The following is a 24,567-nucleotide window of genomic DNA, read 5'->3' as shown; positions in this document are numbered from 1 at the left end:
GCGGCTCCGGGCGCGGCGTTCAGCCCTCGCGCGCGCGGGCGATGCGGGCGGCGGCGTCGATTTCGAGGAAGATATCGAGCATGACCTGCGACGGGTCAAGATTGACGGCCCGCGCCGCCGCCGCCCGGCCCCCGAGCGTGAGCGCGAGATCGGCCCAGAGCCGGGCCGCCGCCGGGCCGGGGGAGAGAGCGGCCAGCGCCTTCGCCTCGCCCGGCGCCGCCTCCGCCGAAGGCGGGCCGAGCGCGCCCGCCCGCGCGAGCCGGGCGAGGAGGATGTCGATCAGCCGGATGACGAGATCATAGGTCTCCGCATTGGCGCGGCCCGAACAGGCGGAGCCGATCGCCGCCATCTCCCGCCGGTTCATCCCCGGCGCGCCGGCGAGGAGAGAGACGAGCCGGGAGTAGAGCGCCGGCCCGCCGAGCGCGGCGAGCCTCGCCGCCTCGCCCGCCGATCCGTCCGAAAGGAGCGCAAGCGCGCCCGCCTCCGCCCCGGTCTCCACCCCCGCCGCCTCCAGCGCGGCGGCGAGGTCTTCGGCCCCGAGCGGCGAGAGCTTCAGCATCAGGCAGCGGGAGCGGATCGTCGGCAGCAGCCGCGCGGGCGCGTGGCAGACGAGCAGGATCAGCACGCGCGGCGGCGGCTCCTCCAGCACCTTCAGCAGCGCGTTGGCGGCGTTCGCGTTCATCTCCTCCGCCGGGTCGACGACCGCGACGCGCCATCCGCCATCCGCGGCCGAGAGCTGGAAGAAGCTCTTGAGCCGCCGCACATCCTCAACCCGGATGCGGGTATAGAGCCGCTCCGTCTTCGGGTCCGCCTCCCGCCTCAGCGTGAAGAGCCGCGGCTCCGAGCCCGCGGCGATGCGGCGGGAGACGGGATGCTCCGGATCGAGGTCGAGCGTCCGCGGCGGCTCCGGCGCGCCGAAGAGCCCGCCGCCTTCCTCCGCCGCCAGCCGCGCGCGGGCGATGCGGTAGGCGAGCGTCGCCTTGCCCACGCCGCGCGGCCCGGCCAGCAGCCAGGCGTGATGCAGCCGCCCGCCCCCCCAGGCGGCGAGGAAGGCCTCCTCCGCCGCTTCCTGCCCGAAGAGCCGCAAGGTTTCCCGCGGGTGCGGCAGGTCGCCGACCCGGTCCGCCTCCTCGGGCGCAGCCTCCGCCATCAGGTCAGCCGCGCCGAAACCGCGGCCCAGACCCGCGCCTCGACCTCCGCCTCGCCGCCCCCTGCGTCCACCATCAGGCAGCGCCCGGGCTCCGCCGCGGCGATGGCGCGGAAGCTCTCCCGGAGCCGTGTCTGAAAACCCGGCCCGAGCCGTTCGAACCGCGCCTCGTCCGTCTCGCGCGCAAGGCCGCGGCTCAGCGCCGCCTCCGGGTCCATGTCGAAGACGAGCGTGAGGTCCGGGTCGAGCCCGATCGCCTCCCGGTGCAGGAGGTCGATCAGGGCGGGAGGCGCGCCCGCCATGCCGCCTGGTCGCGCGGCGGCCTGGTAGGCGCGGGTGGAATCGGTGAAACGGTCGGAGATCACGACCTCCCCCCGTGCGAGGGCGGGCAGGATCGTCCGCTCCACGTGGTCCCGCCGCGCGGCGAAGAACAGCAGCGCCTCCGTGACGGGGGACCACCGCGCCGGGTCGCCGGTCAGCAGGAGCGCGCGGATCTCCTCCGCGCCCGGCGCCCCGCCCGGCTCCCGCGTCAGGGTCACCGCCCGGCCCGTTTCCCGCAGCCTTGCGGCGAGGCGGCGCGCCTGCGTGCTCTTGCCCGCGCCGTCCACCCCCTCGACCGTCAGGAAGAAGCCGGCCCCCGGCTTCATTCGGCGGCTTCGGGCGCGTCGCTTCCGCGCAGGAGCGTCTCGACCGCGGCGCCGACGCGGGTGATGAGCCCGCCCTTTTCGACCGCGACGGCGGCGACAAGCGGCGCGCGGACCGGCGGCAGCCCCGCCGCCTCGACCACCAGTTCGCCGAGCGGCTGGCCGGCCGCGATGGGCGCGGGGATCGGCCCGTCATAGCGGATCGTCACTTTCGTCTCCGCCGCCGCGGCCCAGGGCGCGGTCGCGATCACGTCCTGCGCAGGCGTCAGCGGCACGGTCCGCTCCTCGCCGACCCAGACCTCCGCCTCGCCGACGATCTGCCCGGCAGAGGCGATCCGCTCGGTGCGGAACTCCCGGAACGCCCAGGTCAGAAGCCGCTCGGATTCCTGCGCCCGGTCGCCCATGCTGTCGAGCCCGGTGACGACGAAGCCGATCCGGCGCCCGTCCCGGATCGCGGAGCCGGTGAGGCCGAAGCCCGCCTCCTCGGTATGCCCGGTCTTGAGCCCGTCGGCCCCGAGGTCGAGATAGAGGAGCGGGTTGCGGTTCCTCTGCGCCACCCCGTCCCATTCGAAGTCGGTCTCGGCCCACATCGGATAGTATTCGGGGAAGGCGTTCACCATGCGGTCGATGAGCGTCATCAGGTCCCGAACGCTCATGTAATGGTCCGGGTCGGGCCAGCCTGTCGAATTGGTGAAGTGGGAATTCGCGAGCCCGAGCTCCTTCGCCCGCTCGTTCATGCGCGCCGCGAAGGCCTCCTCCGAGCCGGCGAGCCCCTCCGCCAGCACGACGCAGGCGTCGTTGCCGGACTGGACGATGACGCCGCGCAGCAGGTCCTCCACCCGGATCCTGTCTCCCGCGCGGACGAACATGCGGCTGCCGCCCATCTTCCACGCCTTCTCGGAGACGGGGAACGTGTCGTCGAGCGAGAGGCGGCCCTGCTGGAGCGCCTCGAACACCATGTTGAGCGTCATCAGCTTGGACATGGAGGCGGGCGGCAGCGGCTTGTCCGCATCCTTTTCGAGCAGCACGGCGCCCGATGTCATGTCGATCACGATGGCCGCCCGCGCCGCGGTGTCGAAGGCCGCGGCCGGCTGGGCGAGAAGCGCGAGCGCGGCGAAGAGTGCGGGCAGTCTGGTCACAGCATCACCTCCAGAGCATCGGTCACCCCCTCGGCCCGCGCCGCCTCGCGCGCCGCCGCGGCGGCGGCCTCGTCGGGCAGGGGGCCGATCAGCACGATCGTGAGCGCGCCGCCCCGCGCCGTCCGCGCGGGCGCGCCGCGGGCGCGGAGCCGTTCGGTCAGCGCCTCTGCGTTGCCGGGGACGGCGAAGGAGCCGACCTGGAGATGTCGGGTGCGCGCCGCAGCCGGAGCCGCGGTTTCGGGTGCGGGCGCGGCGACGACCGCGGTTTCCGCCGGAGCCGGGCGCGGCGACGGGCGGGGCGAAGGCTCCGCGGCCGGCAGCGGATCCGCGGCAGGCTCCGCCGCCTCGGGCGCAGTCGGCTCGGGCGCAGTCGGCTCGGGTTCGGTCGGCTCGTCCGGCGTGGCGGCGAAGGCGACTTGCGGCGCCTCCGTCTCCTCCGCCACCGGCTCTTCAATGCCGGATTCCTCGGGCCCGGCCATTTCCGCCGCGTCCTCTGCCGGCGGCGCGGCGAGCGCGGCCGTCTCCACCTCCGCGACGGGCGTGGGGGCGAGGGCCGGCGGCGTCGGGTCGAGCGCCGTGATGGTCAGTTCCGACGGCTCCCCGGGCGTGAGGCCAAGCGCCCGCGCGGCGTCCGAGGAAACGATGATCGAGGGGCCGGCCAGGGCCGGATCGCGCTTGAAGAGCGCGCCCTCGACTTCGCGCCCCGTCTCCGGCGCGCGCACCAGAACGCGCTGCGCCCGCGTGGCCAGCGGATGCGCGAACCAGACGCCCTGCAGCGTCGCCGCCCCGTCCCAGAGCGCGACGCCGGTCGCCTCGAACCGGTCGGGTGCAAGCCGCGCCTCGGTCGCCGCCGGCGCCTCAGCCTGGCGGGCCACGGCCTTCGCCATCTGCGCGCCGAGCTCGACCTCCGCGCAGCCGGGCAGCGACAGGACCGCCGCCAAGAGGGCGGCTCGACGCGCCCATCCCGTCCGCTCGATCATCCTCGCATCTCCGCCTCGATCCTCAGCCGCCGACTGACGCGGCGTTCGGTCCGAACGATACCCCAGCCGCCGCCGCAAGGGAACCGTCCCGGCTGGACCGGCGGGGCGGGAGGCGATAAAGCCCGCCGGCGGGGCGGCCGGCGGCTCAGGGCCGGCCCGCCCGCACTGGAAGGGTGGCAGAGTGGTCGATTGCAGCGGTCTTGAAAACCGCCGATGCGCGAGCATCCGTGGGTTCGAATCCCACCCCTTCCGCCACAGAGGCCCACGTGTCGCCATGCCGACGGAAACGCCGCGCCCGGAGGCCTCGGCGGCCAGCGGGCGCTCCCGGTCGGCGCGACGGCTGCGGGAGATGCGCAGTCGCCGTCGGCGGCTTCGCGAGGGGCCGGGCGGGCGTTGCTCCGGGGGTGTTGCGCGGGCCTCAACGCATTGAAAAGATGGGGAGAGTTCCGGTTATCCACAGTGTTGCGCGATTTCCGGACTCGCGGAAAAAGTTGGAAAAAATCGTGCAAGCCATTGCAAATGAAGGGATATTAGCGAAATTAGCCATGTAATTTTCCGTATTACAAGCATATTACAAGCGTATTACAAGCGTATTGCGGGTTCGGGCGGAAACGGCGGGTTAACCTTGGTCTGGTAGGGTCACGCTCCGGGTCAATTCCGGTGTTCTACGACGAAAGTCTGAAAACTGCGTGAGCGGCGCGCATCGGCGGGGGCATGGATACGTCTGTCCCGGCAGGCTGCGGGCGGCCCGCCGCCCCGCGACGGCGGCGCGCGGAACCTTCAGTCTCCGGCGGCGGCTTCCCGCGGTGGAGGAGGCTCCTTCCAGTAGCGGCGCGCCAGGACGGACGTGACGACGAAGAAGAGGGCGATCCACGCGATGTCGGAGACGCCGTTGTAGAGCGCCCAGGCGTCATCGGACATGGTTCGCCACACCGCCTCGTTCGCCGCGGCGCGCGCGACGGAGAGGGATATCCAGCCGATATGGAGAACGCGCCAGCCGCGCGCGTTCATGCGTATGGAATGGCCGAGCGTGCGGCGCAGGAGGCTCGGCCTCAGCATCATCCCGAAAGCGACGATGAGAGCGAAGGCGAGGGAGCCAAGGGTGTTGCTGATCTTGACGAAGGTCGTGTCGTCCAGAACGAGGCCGGCGCCCAGCAGAACGACCGTCAGCAGCAGGATGGAGATGGCCATGAGGGGCAGGGTCCTGTCCCATCTCCACCGCAGGAAAACGGCCATTGCGGTCGCGGCGGTCGCGAAGCCGGCCCCGACGAAGATGCCGCCGATTGCGTTGCCGATCAGAAAGGCCGGCCCCGGCATCAGCTCCATGACCAGTCGCTTGTCCATGCTCGTCCGGAGGTTTCGGATTCACGATTGGCCCGATATGGGTTTCGGGGTCCGGCACGGGAAGCCCCTCGCCGGGCCACTCCCCCTTTGCCTCCCCCTCCTGACAGCCTATGTCATCCGATTGTCCGATGAGGCTCCCGACCGTTCCGCTCCCGTGCTAGAGGCGTTCCATGGCCGAACAGAAGTTCCTTTCGATCCGCGGGGCGCGCGAACATAACCTCAAGGGGATCGACGTCGATCTCCCGCGCAACCAGCTTTCGGTGATCACGGGGCTTTCGGGCTCCGGCAAGTCCTCCCTCGCCTTCGACACGATCTATGCGGAAGGGCAGCGGCGCTATGTCGAGTCGCTCTCCGCCTATGCGCGGCAGTTCCTGCAGATGATGCAGAAGCCGGATGTGGACCATATCGAGGGCCTCTCCCCGGCCATCTCCATCGAGCAGAAGACGACGAGCCGGAATCCGCGCTCCACGGTCGGCACGGTGACGGAGATCTACGATTATCTCCGGCTGCTCTTCGCCCGCGTGGGCGTGCCGCATTCGCCGGCCACGGGCCTCCCCATCGAGGCGCAGCAGGTTTCCGAGATGGTGGACCGGGTGATGGCGATGGAGGAGGGGACGCGCGCCTATCTCCTCGCGCCGGTGATCCGCGACCGGAAGGGGGAATATCGCAAGGAATTCCTCGAATGGCGGAAGGCCGGGTTTCAGCGCGTGAAGGTCAACGGCGAATTCCATGACCTCGAGGAGCCGCCCGTTCTCGACAAGAAGTTCCGCCACAACATCGACGTGGTGGTGGACCGGATCGTGGTGCGGGAGGGGATGGAGCAGCGCCTGGCGGACAGTTTCTCCACCGCGCTCGCCCTCGCGGACGGGATCGCCGTGGTGGAGACGGCGCCGGCGGAGGGGGAGGGGGAGCCGGTTGTCACCGTCTTTTCCGAGAAGTTCGCCTGCCCCGTCTCCGGCTTCACCATCGCGGAGATCGAGCCGCGGCTCTTTTCCTTCAACGCGCCGTTCGGCGCCTGCCCTTCCTGCGACGGGCTCGGGGCGGAGCTCTTCTTCGACGAGGCGCTGGTGGTGCCGGACGAGGCGCTGCGGCTCGACAAGGGGGCCATCGCGCCCTGGTCCAAGACCAATTCGCCCTGGTACCGGCAGACGCTGGAGGCCATCGGGCGGGAATACGGGTTCAAGGTCTCCGCGCGCTGGTCCGACCTGACGGAGGAGGCGCGGGAGGTTCTGCTGCGCGGCTCGGGGGACCGGAAGATCCGGTTCCGTTATGACGATGGCGGGCGGGTCTATGAGGTCGAGCGACCGTTCGAGGGGGTGCTGCCCAATCTCGAACGGCGTTATCGCGAGACCGAGTCGAACATGATGCGCGAGGTGTTCGAGGCCTATCAGAACAACCGGCCCTGCGGCGCCTGCGGCGGCTTCCGGCTGAAGCCGCAGGCGCTGGCGGTGAAGATCGCGGGGCTGCATATCGGGCAGGTCACGCAGATGTCGATCCGCGAGGCGGCGGGATGGGCGGAGACGGTGTTCCCCACGCTTTCCCCCCAACGGCAGGCCATCGCCGGCGCGATCCTGAAGGAGATCCGGGAGCGGCTCGGCTTTCTCGTCAATGTCGGGCTCGACTACCTGACGCTCGCCCGCGCCTCCGGCACGCTTTCGGGCGGCGAGAGCCAGCGCATCCGGCTCGCGAGCCAGATCGGCTCCGGCCTCACGGGCGTGCTCTACGTGCTCGACGAACCCTCCATCGGCCTCCACCAGCGGGACAATGACCGGCTGCTGACGACGCTGAAGAACCTGCGGGACCAGGGGAATACGGTGATCGTCGTGGAGCATGACGAGGAGGCGATCCGCGAGGCGGATTACGTGCTCGACATCGGGCCGGGCGCGGGCGTGCATGGCGGGCGGGTCATCGCCGCGGGCACGCCGGCGGAGATCATGGCGGCGGAGGGCTCGGTGACGGGGGATTACCTCGCCGGGCGGCGCGTCATTCCGGTGCCGGGGGAGCGGCGGAAGGGCTCCGGCAAGCGGCTCAGGATCGAGGGGGCGACGGGCAACAACCTTCGCGACGTGACGGTGGAGTTCCCGCTCGGCACGCTCACCTGCGTCACCGGCGTTTCGGGCGGGGGGAAGTCGACGCTCACCATCGAGACGCTGTTCAAGACGGCGGCGCAGCGGCTGAACGGCGCGCGGGCCAACCCCGCGCCCTCGCGTTCGATCAAGGGGTTCGAGCATCTCGACAAGGTGATCGACATCGACCAGTCGCCCATCGGGCGCACGCCGCGCTCCAACCCGGCGACCTATACCGGCGCCTTCACCCCGATCCGGGACTGGTTCGCCGGCCTGCCGGAGGCGAAGGCCCGCGGCTACAAGCCCGGCCGCTTCTCCTTCAACGTGAAGGGCGGGCGCTGCGAGGCCTGCCAGGGCGACGGGGTCATCAAGATCGAGATGCACTTCCTGCCCGACGTTTACGTCACCTGCGAGACCTGCAAGGGCGCGCGCTACAACCGAGAGACGCTGGAGGTGAAGTACAAGGGGAAGTCCATCGCGGAAGTCCTTGACATGACTGTGGAGGACGGGGTGGAGTTCTTCGCCGCCATCCCGATGATCCGGGAGAAGATGGAGACGCTGCAGCGCGTCGGCCTCGGCTATGTGAAGATCGGCCAGCAGGCGACGACGCTTTCGGGCGGCGAGGCGCAGCGTGTGAAGCTCTCGAAGGAGCTGGCGCGGCGGGCGACGGGGCGGACGCTCTACATCCTCGACGAGCCGACGACCGGCCTGCATTTCGAGGATGTGCGGAAGCTCCTCGAAGTGCTGCACGAACTGGTGGACGCGGGCAACACGGTCGTCGTCATCGAGCACAATCTCGATGTTATCAAGACGGCGGACTGGATCGTGGACATCGGCCCCGAGGGCGGGGACGGCGGGGGCGAGATCGTCGCCACGGGCACGCCCGAGGAGGTCGCCTCCGTGGAGCGGAGCCATACGGGGCGGTATCTCCGGCCGCTCCTGAAGCGGGGCAGGGTGGCGGCTGAATAAGCGTTCCGTGATTCGCGGCAGGCGTGTTACGCTTTCCGTCCGGCAACTTCCGGGAGGAACGCTATGAACGTAAGAAAGATCATCGGCGAAAAGCCGATACAGACCGTCGAGACCATCTCCGCGCAGGAGACGCTCTCCGCCGCCGCCGCCATTCTCGCGCAGAAGAAGATCGGCGCCCTCATCGTCGCGGACGGGCGCGACGGCGTGGCCGGCATCCTCTCCGAGCGGGACATCGTGCGCCGGATCGCTGCGGAGGGCGGCGCCTGCCTCATGTCTCCGGTCGCATCGGCGATGACCAAGACGGTCATCGCCTGCGAGCCGACAGACACCGCGCATTCGGTCATGGAGAAGATGACGGCGGGCCGTTTCCGCCACATGCCGGTGATGGAGGAGGGGCGGCTCGTCGGCGTCATCTCCATCGGCGACGTGGTGAAGGCGCGGATGGCGGAGATCGTGATGGAGAACCGCGCCATGGAGGAGATGATCAAGGGGAACTGACGCGAGGCGCCATTCCCGCGCCACGATCGGCGCCCTAATGTCGGGGCATGCTGATCGTTCATGTCACCGCCGTTCTGGCGGCTCTCTTCCTGCTGATCGGACTGGCCGAGCCGCTCGCGGAGCGGCTGCGGCTGCCCTACACCGTGATCCTCGCGCTCTTCGGCTCCGCCATCGGCGCCGGCGCCGCCTGGTTCCTCGCCACGCCGCTGACGGATGCGCTGAACCCGGTGGCGGAGGCCATTCTCGGCCTGCCGATCCGCTCCAACGTCTTCCTCTATCTCTTTCTGCCGACGCTGATATTCCAGGTCACGCTCGGCGTGAACCTGCGCCGGATGCTGGACGACTGGGCGCCGATCATGCTGCTCGCCGTGGTGGCGGTGGTGGTGGCGACGGTGTTCGTCGGCTATGCGCTCTCCTGGGCGACGGCGCTGCCGCTCGCGGCCTGCCTGCTGATCGGGGCCATCGTCTCGACGACGGACCCCTCCGCCGTCGTCGGCATCTTCCGATCCATCGCGGCGCCGCGCCGCCTCTCCCGCATCATCGAGGGGGAGAGCCTGCTGAACGACGCGGCGGCGATCGCGCTTTTCGGGCTTTTCATCTCCTTCGTGATCGCCGGGCTGCCGGACCCTTCGCTCCTCTCCGCGCTCGGCCGGCTGCCGGCGCTCTTCCTCGGCGGCGCCGCCATCGGCTGGGCGCTGGCCCTCGCGGCGCTCTGGCTGATGCGGCCGATGGCGGGGCGGCCGCTCGCGCAGGTCTCGATCTCGGTGGCGCTCCCGTATCTTTCCTATCTCGCGGCGGAGCAGGTGGCGGGCGCCTCCGGCGTGATCGCCGTGGTCGCGGCCGGGCTGACGCTGAACCTGCTGGGGCCGGGACGACTGCCGCCGGCGGCCTGGACGATGCTGCGGGAGACATGGGACCTGCTGGCGCACTGGGCCGGGGCGCTGATCTTCCTCCTCGCGGCGATCCTCATTCCGCGACTTCTCGGCGGGCTTACATGGGCCGATGTCGGGCTCACCTTCGTCGTCGTGATCGCCGCCGTCGCGGCGCGGGCGGCGGTGCTGTTCGGGCTCCTCCCGCTCCTCACGGTCGCGCGCCTTTCGCCGCCGGTGAGCCTTCCCTATCGGTCCGCGATCCTCTGGGGCGGGCTGCGGGGCGCGGTGACGCTGGCGCTCGCGCTCGCGGTGACGGAGAACCTCGCCGCGCCGCCGGAGGTGCGGCGGCTCACGGGCGTGCTCGCCACCGGCTTCACGCTCTTCACGCTGATCGTGCAGGGCGGGAGCCTCCGCTGGGTGATCGCCCGTCTGGGGCTCGACCGGCTCTCCCCGCTCGACACGGCGCTGGCCAACCAGGTCGTCGCCGTCGCGCTGCAGGAAGTGCGGGAGGACATGGCGAAAACGACCGAGGAATACGGCCTTTCGCGGGAGATCGTGCGCTCGGAGGCCAAGGCCTTCGGCGAGCGGCTGGAGGAGTCGGTGCGCGCGGCGGAGGACGGCGCGGAGATTCTCGACCGGGACCGGGTCACGCTCGGGCTGATCGCGATGGCCGGCGCCGAGCGGGAGCTGATCCTCGAACGGTTCCGCGAGCGGGCGATCTCTTCGCGCCTCGCAGACCGCATCCTGACGGATGCGGACCGCCTGATCGAGCAGGCGCGGGCCGCCGGGCGCTTCGGCTACCGGCGCGCGGCGCGGCGGAGCCTCGAATACGGGCCGATCTTCCGTCTGACCGTGTTCCTCCGCAACCGCCTCCGCCTTTCCTACCCCATCGCCATCGCGCTGGCGGACCGGTTCGAGACGCTGCTGATCCAGCGGCTTATCCTTCGCGATCTCGACCGGTTCATCGACCAGCGCATCCGGCGGATTCACGGGCGCAGGGTCGCCGACATCCTGCGGGAGCTGGCCGAAAGCCGGACCGAGGAGGTGGAGCGGGCGCTCGACGGGCTGCGGCTCCAGTTCCCCGGATATGCCGAAGAGCTGGAGCGGCGCTTCATCCGAAGGACTGCGCTGAGGCTCGAGGAGCGGGAATACGAGGCGCTGCGGGAAGACGGGCTGATCGGCGCGGAGCTGCACGGCTCGCTCGTGCGCGAAGTGGAGAGCGTGCGCGCGCGGCTCGACGCGCGGCCGCCGCTCGACGTGGCGATCCGGCAGGAGGCGCTGTTGCGGCAGTTCCCGTTCTTCAGCGAGCTGGAGGGGGATGCGCTCCGCAATCTCAACCGCGCGCTGAAGACGCGCTTCGTCCAGCCGGGGGAGATCCTGATGCGGCGGGATTCGCCGGCGCGGAGCGTGTTCTTCATCGCCTCGGGCGCGGTGGAGATCGAGACGGCGGGGCAGGTCCACCGGCTCGGGCGGGGCGAGATGTTCGGGCAGATCGCGATCCTCTCCCGCCGCGCGCGCCGTTCGGAGGCGCGCGCCATCACCCACACCACGCTCCGCGTGCTTGACGAGGCGCGCTTCCGCCGGCTGCTCCGCCGCAGCGCCGCGTTCCGCGAGGCGGTGGAGGCGGCGGCGGCGAAACGGGGCATGAAGCTCGACCTCTCCGGCGAAGAGACGGCCCCTTGACCGGGCGCGCGCAACAATGTTGCCTGCCGGAAACGCCGCGGCGGGAGGGCCAGTGATGCGGATCGGATTCTACCCGGGAACGTTCGACCCGGTGACCCGCGGCCATGGCGACATCATCCGCCGCGCGCTCCGGCTGGTGGACAGGCTCGTCATCGGCGTCGCCATCAACCGGGACAAGGGGCCGCTCTTCACGCTGGAGGAGCGCGTCGACCTTCTCCGAGCCGATATCGGCGCGATCTGCGGCGAGGATGCCGACAGGGTGGACGTGGAGCCGTTCGAGGACCTGCTGATGCACCGCGCGCAGCAGGTCGGCGCGACGATCATCATTCGCGGGCTGCGGGCCGTCGCGGATTTCGAATACGAATACCAGATGGTCGGCATGAACCGCGCGCTGAACGACGAGATCGAGACGGTGTTCCTGATGGCCGAGGCCGAGCACCAGGCCATCGCCTCCCGCCTCGTGAAGGAGATCGCGCGGCTCGGCGGCGATGTTTCGCGTTTTGTCACGCCGCGCGTGAACGAAGCCCTGAAGGGCAAATACGGCGGTTGACCGCATCGTGCGGCGCGCATAGGTCAGCCGGGTCAATCATGGAGTTTCAGGATGCCGTTACGGTTTCTCTCGGTCCTCTTCGCCGCGATCCTGTCCCTCTCAGCAACGGAGGCGCTCGCCGTGGAGCCGGAAAACACCCTCATCATCGAACTGAAGACGGGCGAGGTGAAGATCGAGCTTCTCCCCGAGGTCGCGCCGAAGCATGTGGAGCGGATCAAGACGCTCGCGCGCGAGGGCGCCTATGACGGCGTCGCCTTTCACCGCGTGATCGAGGGCTTCATGGCCCAGACCGGCGACGTGGAGCACGGCAAGGGCGCGAATATGGCCCGCGCGGGCACCGGCGGCTCCAGCTATCCGGACCTTCCGGCCGAGTTCTCCAAGCTCCCGTTCGAGCGCGGCACGGTCGGCATGGCGCGGTCCCAGAACCCGAATTCGGGCAATTCCCAGTTCTTCATCATGTTCGAGGAAGGCTCCTTCCTGAACGGCCAGTACACCGTCTTCGGCCGGGTGATCGAGGGCATGGGCCACGTGGACAACATCAAGAAGGGCTCCCGCTCCGGCAACGGCGCGATCGACGGCGAGCCCGACCGGATGATCAAGGTCACCGTCGGCGGCTGACGCGGCGCGGCAATCTCGCGGGCGCGCTCTTCGGGCGCGCCCGTTTTCGTTTCGGCGGGGAGCCGCGCGATGCGCGTTGACGATTTCGACTTCGACCTGCCGGAGGATCTGATCGCCCTCCGCCCCGCGCGGCCCCGGCGGGCGGCGCGGCTGCTTGTTGCGGATGCGGAGCGGGAGGAGATCGGCGTCTTTTCCGACCTGCCGCTTCATCTGAGGCCGGGCGACCTCCTCGTCTTCAACGACACGAAGGTGATCCCCGCCCGGCTCTCCGGGGTGCGGCGGCGGGGGGACTCGAATGTCGCGGTCGAGGCGACGCTGCTGAAGCGGCTCTCCCCCTCCCGCTGGTCGGCGCTGGCGCGGCCGGGCAAGCGGCTGAAGCCGGGCGACGCGCTCGACTTCGGCGGGCTCGGCGCGACGCTGGCGGGGAAGGGGGAGGAGGGGCTGGTCGAGATCGAATTCGCCGAAGCCGGCCCCGCGCTCGACGCGGAGATCGCCCGCGTCGGCGCGCCGCCGCTCCCGCCCTACATCGCCGCCCGCCGCGCTGCGGACGAGGCGGACAGGGCGGATTACCAGACGATGTTCGCCGCCGCGCCCGGCGCCGTCGCCGCGCCGACGGCCTCGCTGCATTTCGAGCCGGAGGTGATGGCGGCGCTCGACGCGCGCGGCGTGCGGACGGCGCGGCTGACGCTCCATGTCGGCGCCGGGACCTTCCTGCCGGTGAAGGCGGAGGAGGTTTCCGGCCACCGGATGCACGCCGAATGGGGCGAGCTGCCCCCGGAAACGGCCGCGGCGGTGAACGAGACGCGCGCCGCCGGCGGGCGCGTCGTCGCCGCGGGAACGACGGCGCTGCGGCTCCTCGAATCGGCGGCGGGGGAGGGGGGCGTCGCGCCCTTCATCGGGGAGACGGACATCTTCATCACGCCGGGCTTCCGCTTTCGCGCGGCGGACGGACTGGTGACGAACTTCCACCTGCCGCGCTCCACGCTCCTCATGCTCGTCTCCGCCTTCATGGGGCGGGAGCGGATGCTGGCGCTCTACGCCCGTGCGGTGGCGGAGCGGATGCGGTTCTATTCCTACGGCGATTCCTCGCTGCTCTGGCGCGCGCGCGGCGAAGGGCAGGGTTAATCCCGCCCGGATATTCCGTTATGCTCGCCGACGAACCGGGAGTCGCCGCATGATCGCCGTTCTCAACAACTCCTGGGCGCTCCTGCTCGGCATGTTCCTGCTGATGATCGGGAACGGCCTCCAGGGCTCGCTCCTCGGCATCCGCGGCGCCATCGAGGGGTTCGACCCGGCGCTGCTCTCCTATGTGATCTCGGCCTATTTCATCGGCTTTCTCGGCGGCTCGCGGCTCGCGCCCGTGCTGATCCGCAAGGTCGGCCATGTGCGGACCTTCGCGGCGATGGGTTCGCTCATCTCCGCCGCCTTCGTCCTCTATGCGGCGGTGCCCGATATCATCGCCTGGGGCGTGCTGCGGCTCATCGTCGGCTTCTCCTTCTCCGCCGTCTACATCGTGGCGGAGAGCTGGCTGAACGACGCGTCGGACAACCAGACGCGGGGCAAGGCGCTTTCGCTCTATATGGTCGTGCAGATGCTCGGCATCGTCTCGGCGCAGGCGATGCTGAACTTCGGGGACCCGGCGGGATACGGGCTCTTCGTCCTCATCTCCGTCCTCGTCTCCATCTCATTCATGCCGATCCTGCTGACGGCGAGCCCGGCGCCCATCGTGCAGCAGACGGCGCGGATGACGCTCGGGCGGCTCTTCCGCGCCTCGCCGCTCGGCTTCGTCGGCTCGATCCTCGTCGGCGCGGTCTACTCGGTGATGTTCGGCATGGCGGCGGTCTACGGGACGGAGCGGGGGCTCTCCGTCGGCGAGATTTCCGCCTTCGTCGCGGCGATCTACATTGGCGGCCTGCTGCTGCAATGGCCGGTCGGCTGGATTTCCGACCGGATGGACCGGCGGAAGCTCATCATCATCGTCGCGGGGCTGTGCGCCATCGCCTCGGGCGCCGGCATCGCCTTCAGCGCCAGCCCGCTCGCGCTCTATATCGTCGCCTTCGCCATCGGCGGCTGCGTCAACCCGCTCTATGCGCTGATGATCGCGCATACCAACGACTTCCTCGACCAGAAGGACATGCCCTCCGCCGCCGCCGGGCTCATGTTCATGGGCGGGGTCGGCTCCATCGGCGGGCCGGTCATGGTCGGGCAGGCGATGCAGAGCCTCGGGTCCTGGGCCTGGTTCTTCTACATCCTCGCCTGCATGGCGGCGATCAGCCTCTACGGGCTCTTCCGCATGACGCGGCGCGCGGCGCTGGGGCCGGCGGAGACGGGGAAATTCACCGCGATCACGCCCTCTGTCGGGCCGGTGGCGATGGAGATCGCGCAGGAGGTGGCGCAGGCGAATCCGGGGACGGGACCCGGCCCGGTTTCCGACACGGCGCCGTCAAAACCTTGACGCTTTTTTCGTAAATGACGGCTATGTTGTGTAAATGCGGGCAAGAGCCCGCGGGCCCCGCCGCGCGGCGGGGCCGAACCGGGGCGAACGATGCGCGGAGATCGCGGAAGCGGATGTCCAGAGACTGCGGCTGCGGCGCCCAGCGCCGGAAAGCCCTCACGCCCTTCGTTGAAACCAATCGAGCGGAGCGTCGCGAGGCGGCGCGTTGACGGAGGTCGGCATGTCTGTGGAGACGGCTGAGTCGGTTCTCGCCTTCTGGCTGGAGGAAATCGGCCCGGGAGGCTGGTATGCGGCGAACGAGGCGACGGACGCGGCGGTGAGCGACCGCTTCGGCGCGACATGGGAGGCGGCGCGGGCCGGCGCGCTGGACGAGTGGATATTGCGGCCGGATTCGGCCCTCGCGCTGCTGGTCGTGCTGGACCAGTTCCCGCGCAACATGTTCCGCGGGCGGCCCGAAGCCTTCAGCACGGACCCGATGGCGCTGGCGCGGGCGAAGCGGGCGATCGGCCTCGGCCATGACCTCCACGCGGCGGAGCCGCAGCGGCAGTTCTTCTACCTTCCGCTCATGCATTCGGAATCGATGGCGGACCAGGACCGATGCGTGCGCCTCATCCTGACGCGGATGCCGAAGACGAGCGCGGAGGTGCTGCCCCATGCGCGCGAGCATCGGGACGTGATCCGCCGCTTCGGCCGGTTTCCCTATCGCAACGCCGCGCTCGGCCGCGCCTCGACGAGCGGGGAGCGGAGCTATCTCGAGGCGGAGGGCTACGCGGCCTGAGCCCCTTCGAGGAAGGCGCGGAGCCGGTCGCGCGCCGCCGTTTCGTCGCGGAGCGCGCATTCCCAGAGGACGAGGGCGCGCCACCCCCTCGCGGCGAGCGCTTCGAGCGCCGCCGCGTCCCGCGCCCGGTTGCGGCCGATCTTGGCGCGCCAGTAGTCGCCGTTCGTCTTTGGCTCCCGCGCGCCGCGGGGGCAATCATGCCCGTGCCAGAAGCAGCCGTGGACGAAGATGGCGAGGCGCCTCCCCGGATAGGCGATGTCGGGCCGCCCCGGCGCGGCCTTCCAGTCGAGCCGGTAGCCGGGCGCCCCGATCTCCCTCAGCATCCGCCGAACGCGGCGCTCCGGCCCCGTGTCCCGCGCCTTCACGCGGCGCATGACGGCGCTGCGGTCCATCACCCCGTCGCGACGAGGACCGGGCGCGTGAGGTCGGAGAGGCTGCGCCGCTGGCGGCCCGCCTCGTCGAAATTCGCGGGGTCGAGCCAGGCCTCGTGCGCCGCCTTCAGCGCCGGCCAGTCCGCCTCCGTCGCCGCATACCAGGCGGTGTCCCGGTTCCGGCCCTTCACGACCATGTGGGCGCGGAACACGCCCTCATAGGAGAGGCCGAGCCGCATCGCGAGCCGGCGGGAGGGCGCGTTGAGCGCATTGCATTTCCACTCGTAGCGCCGGTAGCCGAGCGCGAAGGCGTGGGCCATGAAGAGGAGCATCGCCTCCGTCCCCGCCCGCGTGCGCTGGAGCGCGGGGGCCCAGGCGATGTTGCCGATCTCGATGACGCCATGATCCGGCGCGATGCGCATGTAGGAGGCGAGGCCCTTGGGCGCGCCGTCCTCCCGGTCGATCACCGTGAAGAAGAGCGGGTCCCGCCCCGCAGCGGCGGGCTCCGCCCAGGCCATGAAGGCGGCGAGGTCGGGGAACGGTCCGGAGAACATGTAATCCCACACCGCGTCCGCCCCCCGGTAGGCTTCGAAGAGCGCGGGGCCGTGGCGCGCGGGCTCGAAGGGTTCGAGGCGGCACCAGCGGCCCTCAATCGGCTCGCGGAGCGGGAGCGGGGGCGGCGTGAAGCCGGGGACGGGCGGGCCGAGCGGGCGATCCTGGGACATGGCGCGACGCTGCGCCGCGCCGCGCGCGCCGTCAAGCGAGCCAGCCGGGCGCCGCCCCCATGTCGAGGCCGGGGAAGATCGCGGATTCGAGCGCCGCGCGCGGCAGGCCGAACTGGGCCGAGATCGCCCAGGCGGCGTGGCGGCGGACATCCTCCGTCGGTTCGAGATCGCGCCCGCCATAGAGCTGGCGCTCCGCGATCCCGGGGAACGAGCCGTAGATGCGCCCGCCGCGGAGCGCGCCGCCGGCGAGAAGCGCGGCGCCGCCCGTCCCGTGGTCCGTTCCGCGGTTCCCGTTCTCCCGCGCCGTGCGGCCGAACTCCGTCATCGCGACGACCAGCGTGCGGGACCAGGCGGCGCCGAGCCCGGAACGGAGGGAGAGGATCGCCTCGCTCAGCGCCGCGAGCGGATGGCCGAGCGCGCCGTGCTGGTTGGCGTGCGTGTCCCACCCGCCGATGGAGAAGGCGGCGATGCGCGCCTCGCCCGCGAGGCGGCGCGCGGCGTAGGCGGCCGCGCTCTCCCGCCGCTCTCCCGCATCGGCGGAGAGCGCCTCGGCCATCGCCACGGCTTCCGCGAAGAGCGGGTCCTGCGCGTAGATGCGGGTCAGGAGGCCGCGCTCGTCATTCCGCAGGATGAGCTGCTGGCCCGGCGCCCAGGAGCCGAAGGGCGCGGCGCCGGAGGTGAGCAGCATCGCGTCCCGCCCGACGGAGAGCGCCTCCGCCGCCGTCGCGCCGGGAAGGAGCGCGGCGACGCGGTTGAGCCATCCGTCCTTCAGGACGCCGACCTCCTCCCCGCCGTTCTCCAGGAGGTCCTGCCCGTCGAAATGGCTCCGCTTGTCGCGGTAGGGGGTGGAGACGGCGTGGGCCACCGCGAGTTGCTCCGCGCGCCAGAGCGGCTCCAGCGCGGCGAGCCGGCCGTCCATGCCGAACCGGCCGTCGAGCGCGACAAGGTCCCTCGATACCTGCGCCGCGAGCCCCGGGCGGAGCGCGGCGTATTCCCGGTCCGCCGCGGGAGGGAATACGCCGAGCCCGTCCATCGCGCCGCGGAGGACGATGACGACCAGCCGGTTCTCCCCCGGCGCGGCGAGGAGCCGGAGCGGGGTGAGCGCGGGCGCGGCCGCGGCGGCGCAGCCAAGGGCGAAGCCGGAGCGGAGGAAGGCGCGTCTGTCCATCGCGAGACCCCTATCGCCGGTTGAACTCGGGGGAGACGAGGGCGAGGGCGATCCCCTCCCAACGCTCGGCCGCATTGGTCGCGGCGAAGGTCGTCGCCTCCCCGGCGACGCCGGGCAGCGCCTCGGCCAGAAGCGCCCGCGGGTCGCGCCGCGGCGCGACCTCCCGCGCCAGATAGGAGACCCATTCGATCCGCGCCGAAAGGCCCTGCGGCGTGATCCAGGCCTCCGCCGCCTCCGGCCAGCCCTGCGGGCCGGGGGGGTTGTAGGGCTCGTGGTTGAGCCGGGCGAAGGGGTTGGCGAGGAAGGCCCGCGGCCGCGAGCCCATGTGCAGCGCCTCGATCTCCTCCGCCGTCGCGCCGACCGCGCGCCAGGAAGAGGCCACGAAATCGAAAGGTTGCTTCACTTTCTCGCCGAAGCGCGACCAGCTCTCGTCATGGTCGAGCATCGCGGCGTAAACCTCTGAAAGGTTTCCGTCGCTGCGCCGCCAGGCCGCCTCCATCTCCGTGACGAGGCTTTCGGGCGGATCGTCGGCGACGAAATGCGCCGCGAGCTTGGCGCAGAGGCGCTTCACCGTCGCCGGATGCGCGGCGAGATCGTCGAGCGCGGCGTGAACGTCGCGGATATGCGGCCCCGCCCCGCCATAGAGCCGGCCGAGAATCAGCTCCTGCCCGGGCTCGGCGCGGCGGGGGATGAAATCCGGCCGGCCTGTCGCGGCGTCATAGGTGAGGCCGGTCAGGAGTTCGGCGAATTGCCGCACGTCCTGCTGGGTGTAGCCGGCGCCGACGCCGAGCGTATGGAGTTCTATGATCTCCCGCGCGAGATTCTCGTTCAGCCCGCCGCGCCCCCGGGCGGCGGGCGAGTTCGGGCCGATCGAATTCGTCTGGTCGAGATAGACGACCATCGCCGGATGCGTCGCCGCCGCGCGGAGGAGCAGGTGAAACGGGCCGGCCAGATGCGGCCGGATCGCCTCCGCCTCCATCCGCGGCGCAAGGGCGCTGGCCGGCAGGTTCTTGCCGGCGACGGCGAAATGGGCAGACCAGAACCACGCGAGGCGCTCGAAGAAGCCGTGCGGCGAGAAGATCGGCGCGATGGCCCTGTCGCGCTGCGCTCTCGCGAAGCCCTGCCGGATCTGTCTCCTGAACGTGCGCAGCGCATCCTGCCGCCCGGCGACCTCGCCCTTGTCGGTCCGCATGGCCTCGAAGGCGCGGAAGGGCTCCAGGAGGTCCTCCTCCGTGACGAAAGGGGGAACGAAGGCCGGCCCGGCGGCGAGCTGCGCCATGAGGGCGTCTGCGTCGGCCGGCGGCGCCTCGCCCGGGCGGAGCCCGTAGCCGAAGCGGATCGCGGCGATCGTCTCCCTTGATGGCTTCACCCGTCTCTCCCGTTCATGCCGCCGTCCGGCTCTCACGCGCGGATGCGGCGGTTCCGTCGCGCCCGCGCCGCCTTGCATCGACCCCGCCCCTGACTATAGTCCGCGCCGACATCGAAACGGAGTCATCGCGTGTTCGCAACACCTGCCTATGCACAGGCCGCCGGCGGCGGCGGAGGCGACATGTTCGCCTCCTTCATTCCGCTGATCCTGATCTTCGTGATCTTCTATTTCTTCCTCATTCGCCCGCAGCAGAAAAAGGCGAAGGAGCACAAGGCCATGGTCAGCGCGCTCCGGCGCGGCGACCAGGTGCTCACCCAGTCCGGCTTGTTCGGCAAGGTCACGAAGGTGAAGGACAACGAGGAGGAGATCGAGATCGAGATCGCCGCCAATGTCCGCGTCCGCCTCTTGCGCTCCGCGGTGGCGAGCGTCATCTCGAAGGGCGAGCCGGCGGAGGCCTGATCCGGCGCGCCACGCAACGGGGAGCCGGGTTTGCTCTATTTTTCTCTCTGGAAGAAGGCGCTGGTCATCGGCCTTTGCCTTCTCGGCCTTGCGCTGGCCGCGCCGAACCTCGCCTATGACAGGGCGGACGACGCGGCGCTGGCCCGAGGCGAGATCGACAAGCTGACGGAGGCCGGGCTCAGCCCCTCCGCGGAATTGGCGGAACGGGCGAACGCGTGGCCAAGCTTTTTGCCGGCAAACGTGATCAATCTCGGGCTCGACCTTCGGGGCGGGGCGCATCTGCTGGTCGAGGTCCGGATCGAGGACGTGATCGCGGAGCGGATGGAGGCGGTGCGCGCCGAGGCGCGGGACGCGCTCCGCGATGCGGGCGTCAGGCGCTACACCCGCCTCGTCGCCACGGAGGACCGGGTATCGGTCCGCATCACGGACGCCGGCGACATCCCCGCGGCGCGGGAGGCGTTGCAGGGGCTGGCGCAGCCGGTCTCCGACTTCACGCTCGGGATCACGGCGCCCGATCTCGTCGTCTCCGAGGGGCCGGACCAGAGCCTCGTCGTCACCCTCTCCGAGGGCGCCGTGAAGGCGACGACGGACCGGACGATGGCGCAGAGCCTCGAAATCATCCGCCGCCGGGTGGACGAGGCGGGCACGCGCGAACCCTCGATCCAGCGGCAGGGCGAGCGGCGCATCCTCGTGCAGGTTCCCGGCGTCTCCTCCACGCTGGAGATCAAGGAGCTGATCGGAAAGACGGCGAAGCTCACCTTCCACCTCGTCGAGGGGCAGACGGGCGACCTGACGCGCACCCCCGCGCCGGGAACGGCGGTCTTCGCCGATGCGGACAATCCGACGGCCGGCTACATCGTGGAGCGCCGCGCGCTCGTCACCGGCGACGAGTTGCAGGATGCGCAGCCCGGTTTCGACGGGCAGACGGGCGAGCCGGTGGTCAACTTCCGCTTCGACACTTCGGGCGCCCGCAAGTTCGGCCGCGCGACGAGCGAGAATGTGGGCCGCCCCTTCGCCGTCGTGCTCGATGACTTGGTGATCACCGCGCCGGTGATCCGCGAGCCGATCCTCGGCGGCTCGGGGCAGATTTCCGGCTCCTTCACGGTCGAGAGCGCGCAGCAGCTCGCCATTCTTCTCCGCGCCGGCGCGCTCCCCGCCTCGATCTCCTTCGAGGAGGAGCGGACGGTCGGCCCCGGGCTCGGGGCGGACAGCATCGAGGCCGGGCGGATCGCGACCATGGTCGCCTTCGCCGCCGTGCTGATGTTCATGGTCGCGAGCTACGGCATGTTCGGCGTCTTCGCCAACATCGCGCTGATCGTGAATGTCGGGCTCATCATGGGCGTGCTCTCGCTGATCGGCGCGACGCTGACGCTGCCGGGCATCGCCGGCATCGTCCTCACCATCGGCATGGCGGTGGATGCGAACGTGCTGATCTTCGAGCGAATACGGGAGGAGTTGAAGGGCGGGAAGGCCGTGGCGCGGGCCATCGAGACAGGCTACGAGCGCGCCTTCGGGGCCATCATCGACGCCAACATCACGACCTTCATCGCGGCGACGATCCTTTTCGCGATGGGCTCCGGCCCGGTCCGCGGCTTCGCGGTCACGCTCGCCATCGGCATTCTCACCTCGGTCTTCACCGCGGTGATGGTGACGCGGCTGATCGTGGCCACATGGTATCACCGCCGCCGGCCGAAGACGCTGACGGTATGAGGAGGACGCCATGCGGCTGAAGCTCGTTCCCGAAGACACGCACCTCAACTTCATCGGCCATGGCCGGAAATTCATCGTGGCGAGCCTCGTGGCGATGGTCGCCGCCCTGGCGGTGTTCCTGTCGCAGGGCCTGAATTTCGGCGTCGACTTCCGTGGCGGCGCGCTGATCGAGATCCGGACGGAGGGGCCGGCCGACCTGGCGCAGATCCGGGGCATCGTCGGCGGACTGGGCCTTGGCGATGCGACGGTGCAGGAATTCGGCGAGCCGGAGGAGGTGCTGATCCAGATCGCCGCCGACGCCGTGGTCGAGGGGCAGCCGACGCCGGACGAGCAGGTGCTCCGCGCGCTGAAGGCGGAGCTCGGGGAGATCGAGCTCCGGCGCGTCGAGTTCGTCGGGCCGAAGGTTTCGGGCGAGCTGATCCAGGCGGGCATCCTCGCGGTTCTGCTCAGCCTCGTCGCGGTGATGGTCTATGTCTGGCTGCGCTTCGAATGGCAGTTCGCGGTCGGCGCCGTCGCCTCGCTGGCGCATGACGTGCTGCTGACGATCGGGCTCTTCTCGCTCATCCAGCTTGAATTCAACCTTTCGATCGTCGCCGCGCTCCTGACCATTGTCGGCTATTCGCTGAACGACACCGTGGTCGTCTATGACCGGGTGCGGGAGAATCTGCGCCGCTACAAGGCGATGCCGATGCTGGAGCTGCTCAATCTCTCCGTGAACGAGACGTTGAGCCGGACGATGATGACCTCGATCACCACGCTCATCGCCCTTATCGCGCTCTACACGCTCGGCGGGGAGGTGATCCGCGGCTTCACCTTCGGGATGATCTGGGGGATCGTGATCGGCACCTATTCCTCGATCTTCATCGCCGCGATGATCGTCATGCTGCTGGGCGTGAAGCGCGATTGGTCAAAGCCCGAGGACGGCGGCCCGGCGGGCGTCCAGTTCGGCGCGCCCGACACCCCCTGACATGCGCGTAACCGAGATCGACTTTTCCGGCCCGCCGCCCATCGACGCCTATGGCGGCGGCGGCTTCCGGCTCTCGGGCGCGTTCCACGAGGGCGGGCTGCTCCTGACTCCCTCCGGGGCTGCGCGCTGGCCGGTCTCCGGCGCTCCGGCGGAGACGGATTTCGCCGCCGTCATCGCGGAGGCCGCCGCCATCGACGTGTTGCTGATCGGCATGGGCGCGGAGATCGCGCCGCTGGACCGCGCGGCGCGGCGGGCGCTCGAATCTGCGGGGATCGGGGCGGAGATCATGTCCACCGGCTCGGCTTGCCGCACCTACAACGTGCTGCTTTCCGAAGGGCGGCGCGTGGCGGCGGCGCTCATCGCCGTCTGACCCGGAACGCTTCGTCGCGTTCCCCGTTGATTAACGGAGGGGGTGCGACGGCGCGCGAACCGCGCTATATCGCCCCCGGACGAAACCCCGACAGAAGAGAGGGACAACCATGGCTTTCGACCTTCCCGACCTGCCCTACGCCCACGACGCGCTCGCCGCCGGCGGCATGTCGAAGGAGACGCTGGAATATCACCACGACCTTCACCACAAGGCCTATGCCGATAACGGCGCGAAGCTGCTCGCCGGCTCCGGCCACGAGGGCAAGAGCCTCGAGGACATTGTGACGGGGACGTATCAGGCCGGCGCCGTCGCGCAGTCCGGCCTCTTCAACAACGCCTCGCAGATGTGGAACCACAACGAGTTCTGGACGATGATGGGGCCGAAGGGCCGCGCCATGCCCTCCGCGCTCGAAAAGCGGATCGTGGACGCGTTCGGCTCCGTCGACCAGTTCAAGGCGGATTTCTCCGCCGCGGGCGCCGGGCAGTTCGGCTCCGGCTGGTGCTGGCTGGTGAAGGACGGCGACGCGCTGAAGGTGACGAAGACGGAGAACGGCGTTAACCCGCTCTGCTTCGGGCAGACCGCGCTCCTCGGCTGCGACGTGTGGGAGCATTCCTACTATATCGACTTCCGCAACAAGCGGCCGGCCTATCTCTCCAACTTCCTCGAGAACCTCGTGAACTGGGAGAATGTGGCGGAGCGGCTGGCGAAGGCCGGCGGCTGACGATCCGGGGCAGGGGCCCTTCGGGGCCCCGCCCTCACCCCTGCGGCGTCATCACCTTCCGCGCCCGCGCGCGTTCGATGCCGAGCTGGCGCTCCCGCCAGATGATGATCCCGCCGCCCAGCACCGTCAGCGCCGCGCCGGCGAGCATGAAGATTGTCGGCGCCTCGGAGAAGATGAACCAGCCGATCAGCATGGCGAGTATGATCTGCGCATAGTCGAAGGGCGCGATCACCGAGGTTTCCGCATGGCGGTAGGAGAGGGTCAGCAGCACCTGGCCGAGCCCGCCGAGAAGGCCCGCGAGAATGAGAAGCGCCGTCGTCTCCCCGCCCGGCAGCACCCAGCCGAAGGGCGCGGAGAGGAGGGAGAGCACGGTCGAGGTGATCGAGAAGTAGATCACGATGGCGCCCGTCGTCTCCGTCGACACGAGCTTCCGGACGAAGACCTGCGCCAGCGCGGCGAAGACGGCGGCGAGGAGCGCGGCGAAGGCGCCCACCGTCTCCAGCGTCGTGACCTCGCCCGCGTTCACCTCCGTAAGCCGCGGCCATATCACCAGCGTCACGCCCGCGAGGCCGAGCGCCACGGCGAAGAGCCGGTAGAGGCGGATCGTCTCCCCGAGGAACATGGCGGCGAAGATCGTCGCGAGGATCGGCGCGGCGAAGCCGATGGCCACCGCCTCCGGCAGCGGGATGAGCCCGAGCGCGAGGAAGGAGAAGCCCATCGCCGCCGAGCCCACGAAGCCGCGCCAGAGATGCCCTGCGGGGTTCGCCGTGCGGAGCGCGCGGGGGAATTCCCCCGTCGCCCAGAGCCAGAGGAGGACGGGCGGGATCGCGAAGAGCGAGCGGAAGAACATCTGCTCCCCCGGCGGCGCCTCCGCCGCCGTCGCCTTGATGATCGCCGACATCGCCATGAAGACGCAGACGGAGAGAAGCTTGAAGCCGATGCCGCGGACGGGGTTCATGGGGCA

General features: G+C 70.3%; 23 protein-coding genes and 1 tRNA gene. 14 read left to right on the top strand and 10 right to left on the bottom strand.

Features of this window, described 5'->3' with window-relative positions; genetic code table 11:
* Nucleotides 1–19: 19 nt before the first annotated feature.
* Genes ACE37J_RS15865 through ACE37J_RS15850 form a run of 4 tightly spaced genes read right to left on the bottom strand, consistent with a single transcriptional unit; the run spans nucleotide 20 to nucleotide 3,871 of the window.
* Nucleotides 20–1,150, bottom strand: coding sequence for a DNA polymerase III subunit delta' (locus tag ACE37J_RS15865; protein ID WP_409712660.1), 1,131 nt, complete (start codon nucleotides 1,148–1,150; stop codon nucleotides 20–22).
* On the bottom strand, nucleotides 1,150–1,794 hold the full coding sequence (tmk, locus tag ACE37J_RS15860; protein ID WP_409712658.1) for a dTMP kinase: 645 nt from the start codon (nucleotides 1,792–1,794) through the stop codon (nucleotides 1,150–1,152). Before tmk ends, ACE37J_RS15865 begins: the two co-directional genes overlap by 1 nt.
* Nucleotides 1,791–2,930 (bottom strand): D-alanyl-D-alanine carboxypeptidase family protein, encoded by a 1,140-nt coding sequence (locus ACE37J_RS15855; RefSeq protein ID WP_409712656.1) that lies wholly within the window; start codon nucleotides 2,928–2,930, stop codon nucleotides 1,791–1,793. The genes tmk and ACE37J_RS15855 overlap by 4 nt, the downstream gene beginning before the upstream one ends.
* Nucleotides 2,927–3,871, bottom strand: coding sequence for an SPOR domain-containing protein (locus ACE37J_RS15850; protein ID WP_409712654.1), 945 nt, complete (start codon nucleotides 3,869–3,871; stop codon nucleotides 2,927–2,929). Before ACE37J_RS15850 ends, ACE37J_RS15855 begins: the two co-directional genes overlap by 4 nt.
* Nucleotides 3,872–4,077: 206 nt before the next feature.
* On the opposite strand from ACE37J_RS15850, the gene ACE37J_RS15845 reads away from it, so the two are divergent.
* A tRNA-Ser gene (locus tag ACE37J_RS15845) sits at nucleotides 4,078–4,165 on the top strand.
* 525 nt (nucleotides 4,166–4,690) lie between these two features.
* On the opposite strand, the gene ACE37J_RS15840 is transcribed toward ACE37J_RS15845, so the two are convergent.
* Complete coding sequence (locus tag ACE37J_RS15840) at nucleotides 4,691–5,254, bottom strand: inner membrane-spanning protein YciB (RefSeq protein WP_409712652.1); 564 nt, start codon at nucleotides 5,252–5,254, stop codon at nucleotides 4,691–4,693.
* 170 nt (nucleotides 5,255–5,424) lie between these two features.
* On the opposite strand from ACE37J_RS15840, the gene uvrA reads away from it, so the two are divergent.
* From uvrA to ACE37J_RS15800, 8 genes are all read left to right on the top strand, one after another.
* Entirely contained in the window at nucleotides 5,425–8,289 is a 2,865-nt protein-coding gene (gene uvrA, locus ACE37J_RS15835) for an excinuclease ABC subunit UvrA (protein ID WP_409712650.1), read from the top strand.
* 63 nt (nucleotides 8,290–8,352) lie between these two features.
* Entirely contained in the window at nucleotides 8,353–8,787 is a 435-nt protein-coding gene (locus ACE37J_RS15830; protein WP_409712648.1) for a CBS domain-containing protein, read from the top strand.
* 47 nt (nucleotides 8,788–8,834) lie between these two features.
* Nucleotides 8,835–11,342, top strand: a complete 2,508-nt coding sequence (locus ACE37J_RS15825) for a cation:proton antiporter (RefSeq protein WP_409712646.1) — start codon at nucleotides 8,835–8,837, stop codon at nucleotides 11,340–11,342.
* Nucleotides 11,343–11,397: 55 nt separating this feature from the next.
* Nucleotides 11,398–11,892, top strand: coding sequence for a pantetheine-phosphate adenylyltransferase (coaD, locus tag ACE37J_RS15820; protein WP_409712644.1), 495 nt, complete (start codon nucleotides 11,398–11,400; stop codon nucleotides 11,890–11,892).
* A gap of 51 nt (nucleotides 11,893–11,943) precedes the next feature.
* A complete protein-coding gene (locus ACE37J_RS15815; RefSeq protein WP_409712642.1) occupies nucleotides 11,944–12,510 on the top strand; it encodes a peptidylprolyl isomerase in 567 nt (188 codons plus the stop codon).
* 69 nt (nucleotides 12,511–12,579) lie between these two features.
* Complete coding sequence (queA, locus tag ACE37J_RS15810) at nucleotides 12,580–13,635, top strand: tRNA preQ1(34) S-adenosylmethionine ribosyltransferase-isomerase QueA (protein WP_409712640.1); 1,056 nt, start codon at nucleotides 12,580–12,582, stop codon at nucleotides 13,633–13,635.
* 49 nt (nucleotides 13,636–13,684) lie between these two features.
* Entirely contained in the window at nucleotides 13,685–14,965 is a 1,281-nt protein-coding gene (locus ACE37J_RS15805; RefSeq protein ID WP_409712638.1) for an MFS transporter, read from the top strand.
* A gap of 220 nt (nucleotides 14,966–15,185) precedes the next feature.
* Nucleotides 15,186–15,743, top strand: coding sequence for a DUF924 family protein (locus ACE37J_RS15800; protein WP_409712636.1), 558 nt, complete (start codon nucleotides 15,186–15,188; stop codon nucleotides 15,741–15,743).
* Here the strand turns inward: ACE37J_RS15800 and ACE37J_RS15795 are convergent.
* The 4 genes from ACE37J_RS15795 to ACE37J_RS15780 are packed head-to-tail and all read right to left on the bottom strand — an operon-like array spanning nucleotide 15,731 to nucleotide 19,376.
* Entirely contained in the window at nucleotides 15,731–16,135 is a 405-nt protein-coding gene (locus ACE37J_RS15795) for a very short patch repair endonuclease (protein ID WP_409712634.1), read from the bottom strand. The two genes, ACE37J_RS15800 and ACE37J_RS15795, sit on opposite strands and share 13 nt — an antisense overlap.
* A complete protein-coding gene (locus ACE37J_RS15790; protein WP_409712632.1) occupies nucleotides 16,135–16,839 on the bottom strand; it encodes a GNAT family N-acetyltransferase in 705 nt (234 codons plus the stop codon). The genes ACE37J_RS15795 and ACE37J_RS15790 overlap by 1 nt, the downstream gene beginning before the upstream one ends.
* 31 nt (nucleotides 16,840–16,870) lie before the next feature.
* Complete coding sequence (locus ACE37J_RS15785) at nucleotides 16,871–18,007, bottom strand: DUF1501 domain-containing protein (RefSeq protein ID WP_409712630.1); 1,137 nt, start codon at nucleotides 18,005–18,007, stop codon at nucleotides 16,871–16,873.
* Between the two features lie 10 nt (nucleotides 18,008–18,017).
* Entirely contained in the window at nucleotides 18,018–19,376 is a 1,359-nt protein-coding gene (locus tag ACE37J_RS15780; protein WP_409712628.1) for a DUF1800 family protein, read from the bottom strand.
* Between the two features lie 129 nt (nucleotides 19,377–19,505).
* Here ACE37J_RS15780 and yajC point away from each other — a divergent pair, with 129 nt between their 5' ends.
* From yajC to ACE37J_RS15755, 5 genes are all read left to right on the top strand, one after another.
* Complete coding sequence (gene yajC, locus ACE37J_RS15775; RefSeq protein ID WP_409712626.1) at nucleotides 19,506–19,835, top strand: preprotein translocase subunit YajC; 330 nt, start codon at nucleotides 19,506–19,508, stop codon at nucleotides 19,833–19,835.
* Nucleotides 19,836–19,865: 30 nt separating this feature from the next.
* Nucleotides 19,866–21,545, top strand: coding sequence for a protein translocase subunit SecD (secD, locus tag ACE37J_RS15770; RefSeq protein WP_409712624.1), 1,680 nt, complete (start codon nucleotides 19,866–19,868; stop codon nucleotides 21,543–21,545).
* 10 nt (nucleotides 21,546–21,555) lie between these two features.
* Nucleotides 21,556–22,512: a protein translocase subunit SecF gene (gene secF, locus ACE37J_RS15765; RefSeq protein WP_409712622.1), complete on the top strand. Its 957-nt coding sequence runs from the start codon at nucleotides 21,556–21,558 to the stop codon at nucleotides 22,510–22,512.
* A gap of 1 nt (nucleotide 22,513) precedes the next feature.
* The gene (locus ACE37J_RS15760) at nucleotides 22,514–22,882 is read left to right on the top strand and encodes an Mth938-like domain-containing protein (RefSeq protein WP_409712620.1); all 369 of its coding nucleotides are present in this window, start codon (nucleotides 22,514–22,516) and stop codon (nucleotides 22,880–22,882) included.
* 109 nt (nucleotides 22,883–22,991) lie between these two features.
* Nucleotides 22,992–23,603, top strand: a complete 612-nt coding sequence (locus tag ACE37J_RS15755) for a superoxide dismutase (protein WP_409712618.1) — start codon at nucleotides 22,992–22,994, stop codon at nucleotides 23,601–23,603.
* Nucleotides 23,604–23,637: 34 nt separating this feature from the next.
* On the opposite strand, the gene ACE37J_RS15750 is transcribed toward ACE37J_RS15755, so the two are convergent.
* Nucleotides 23,638–24,561, bottom strand: coding sequence for a DMT family transporter (locus tag ACE37J_RS15750; protein WP_409712616.1), 924 nt, complete (start codon nucleotides 24,559–24,561; stop codon nucleotides 23,638–23,640).
* Nucleotides 24,562–24,567 lie beyond the last annotated feature (6 nt).

It is taken from the genome of Pikeienuella sp. (assembly GCF_046290545.1).
GTDB lineage: Bacteria > Pseudomonadota > Alphaproteobacteria > Rhodobacterales > Rhodobacteraceae > Pikeienuella.
This window is presented reverse-complemented; position numbering and strand designations above follow the sequence as displayed.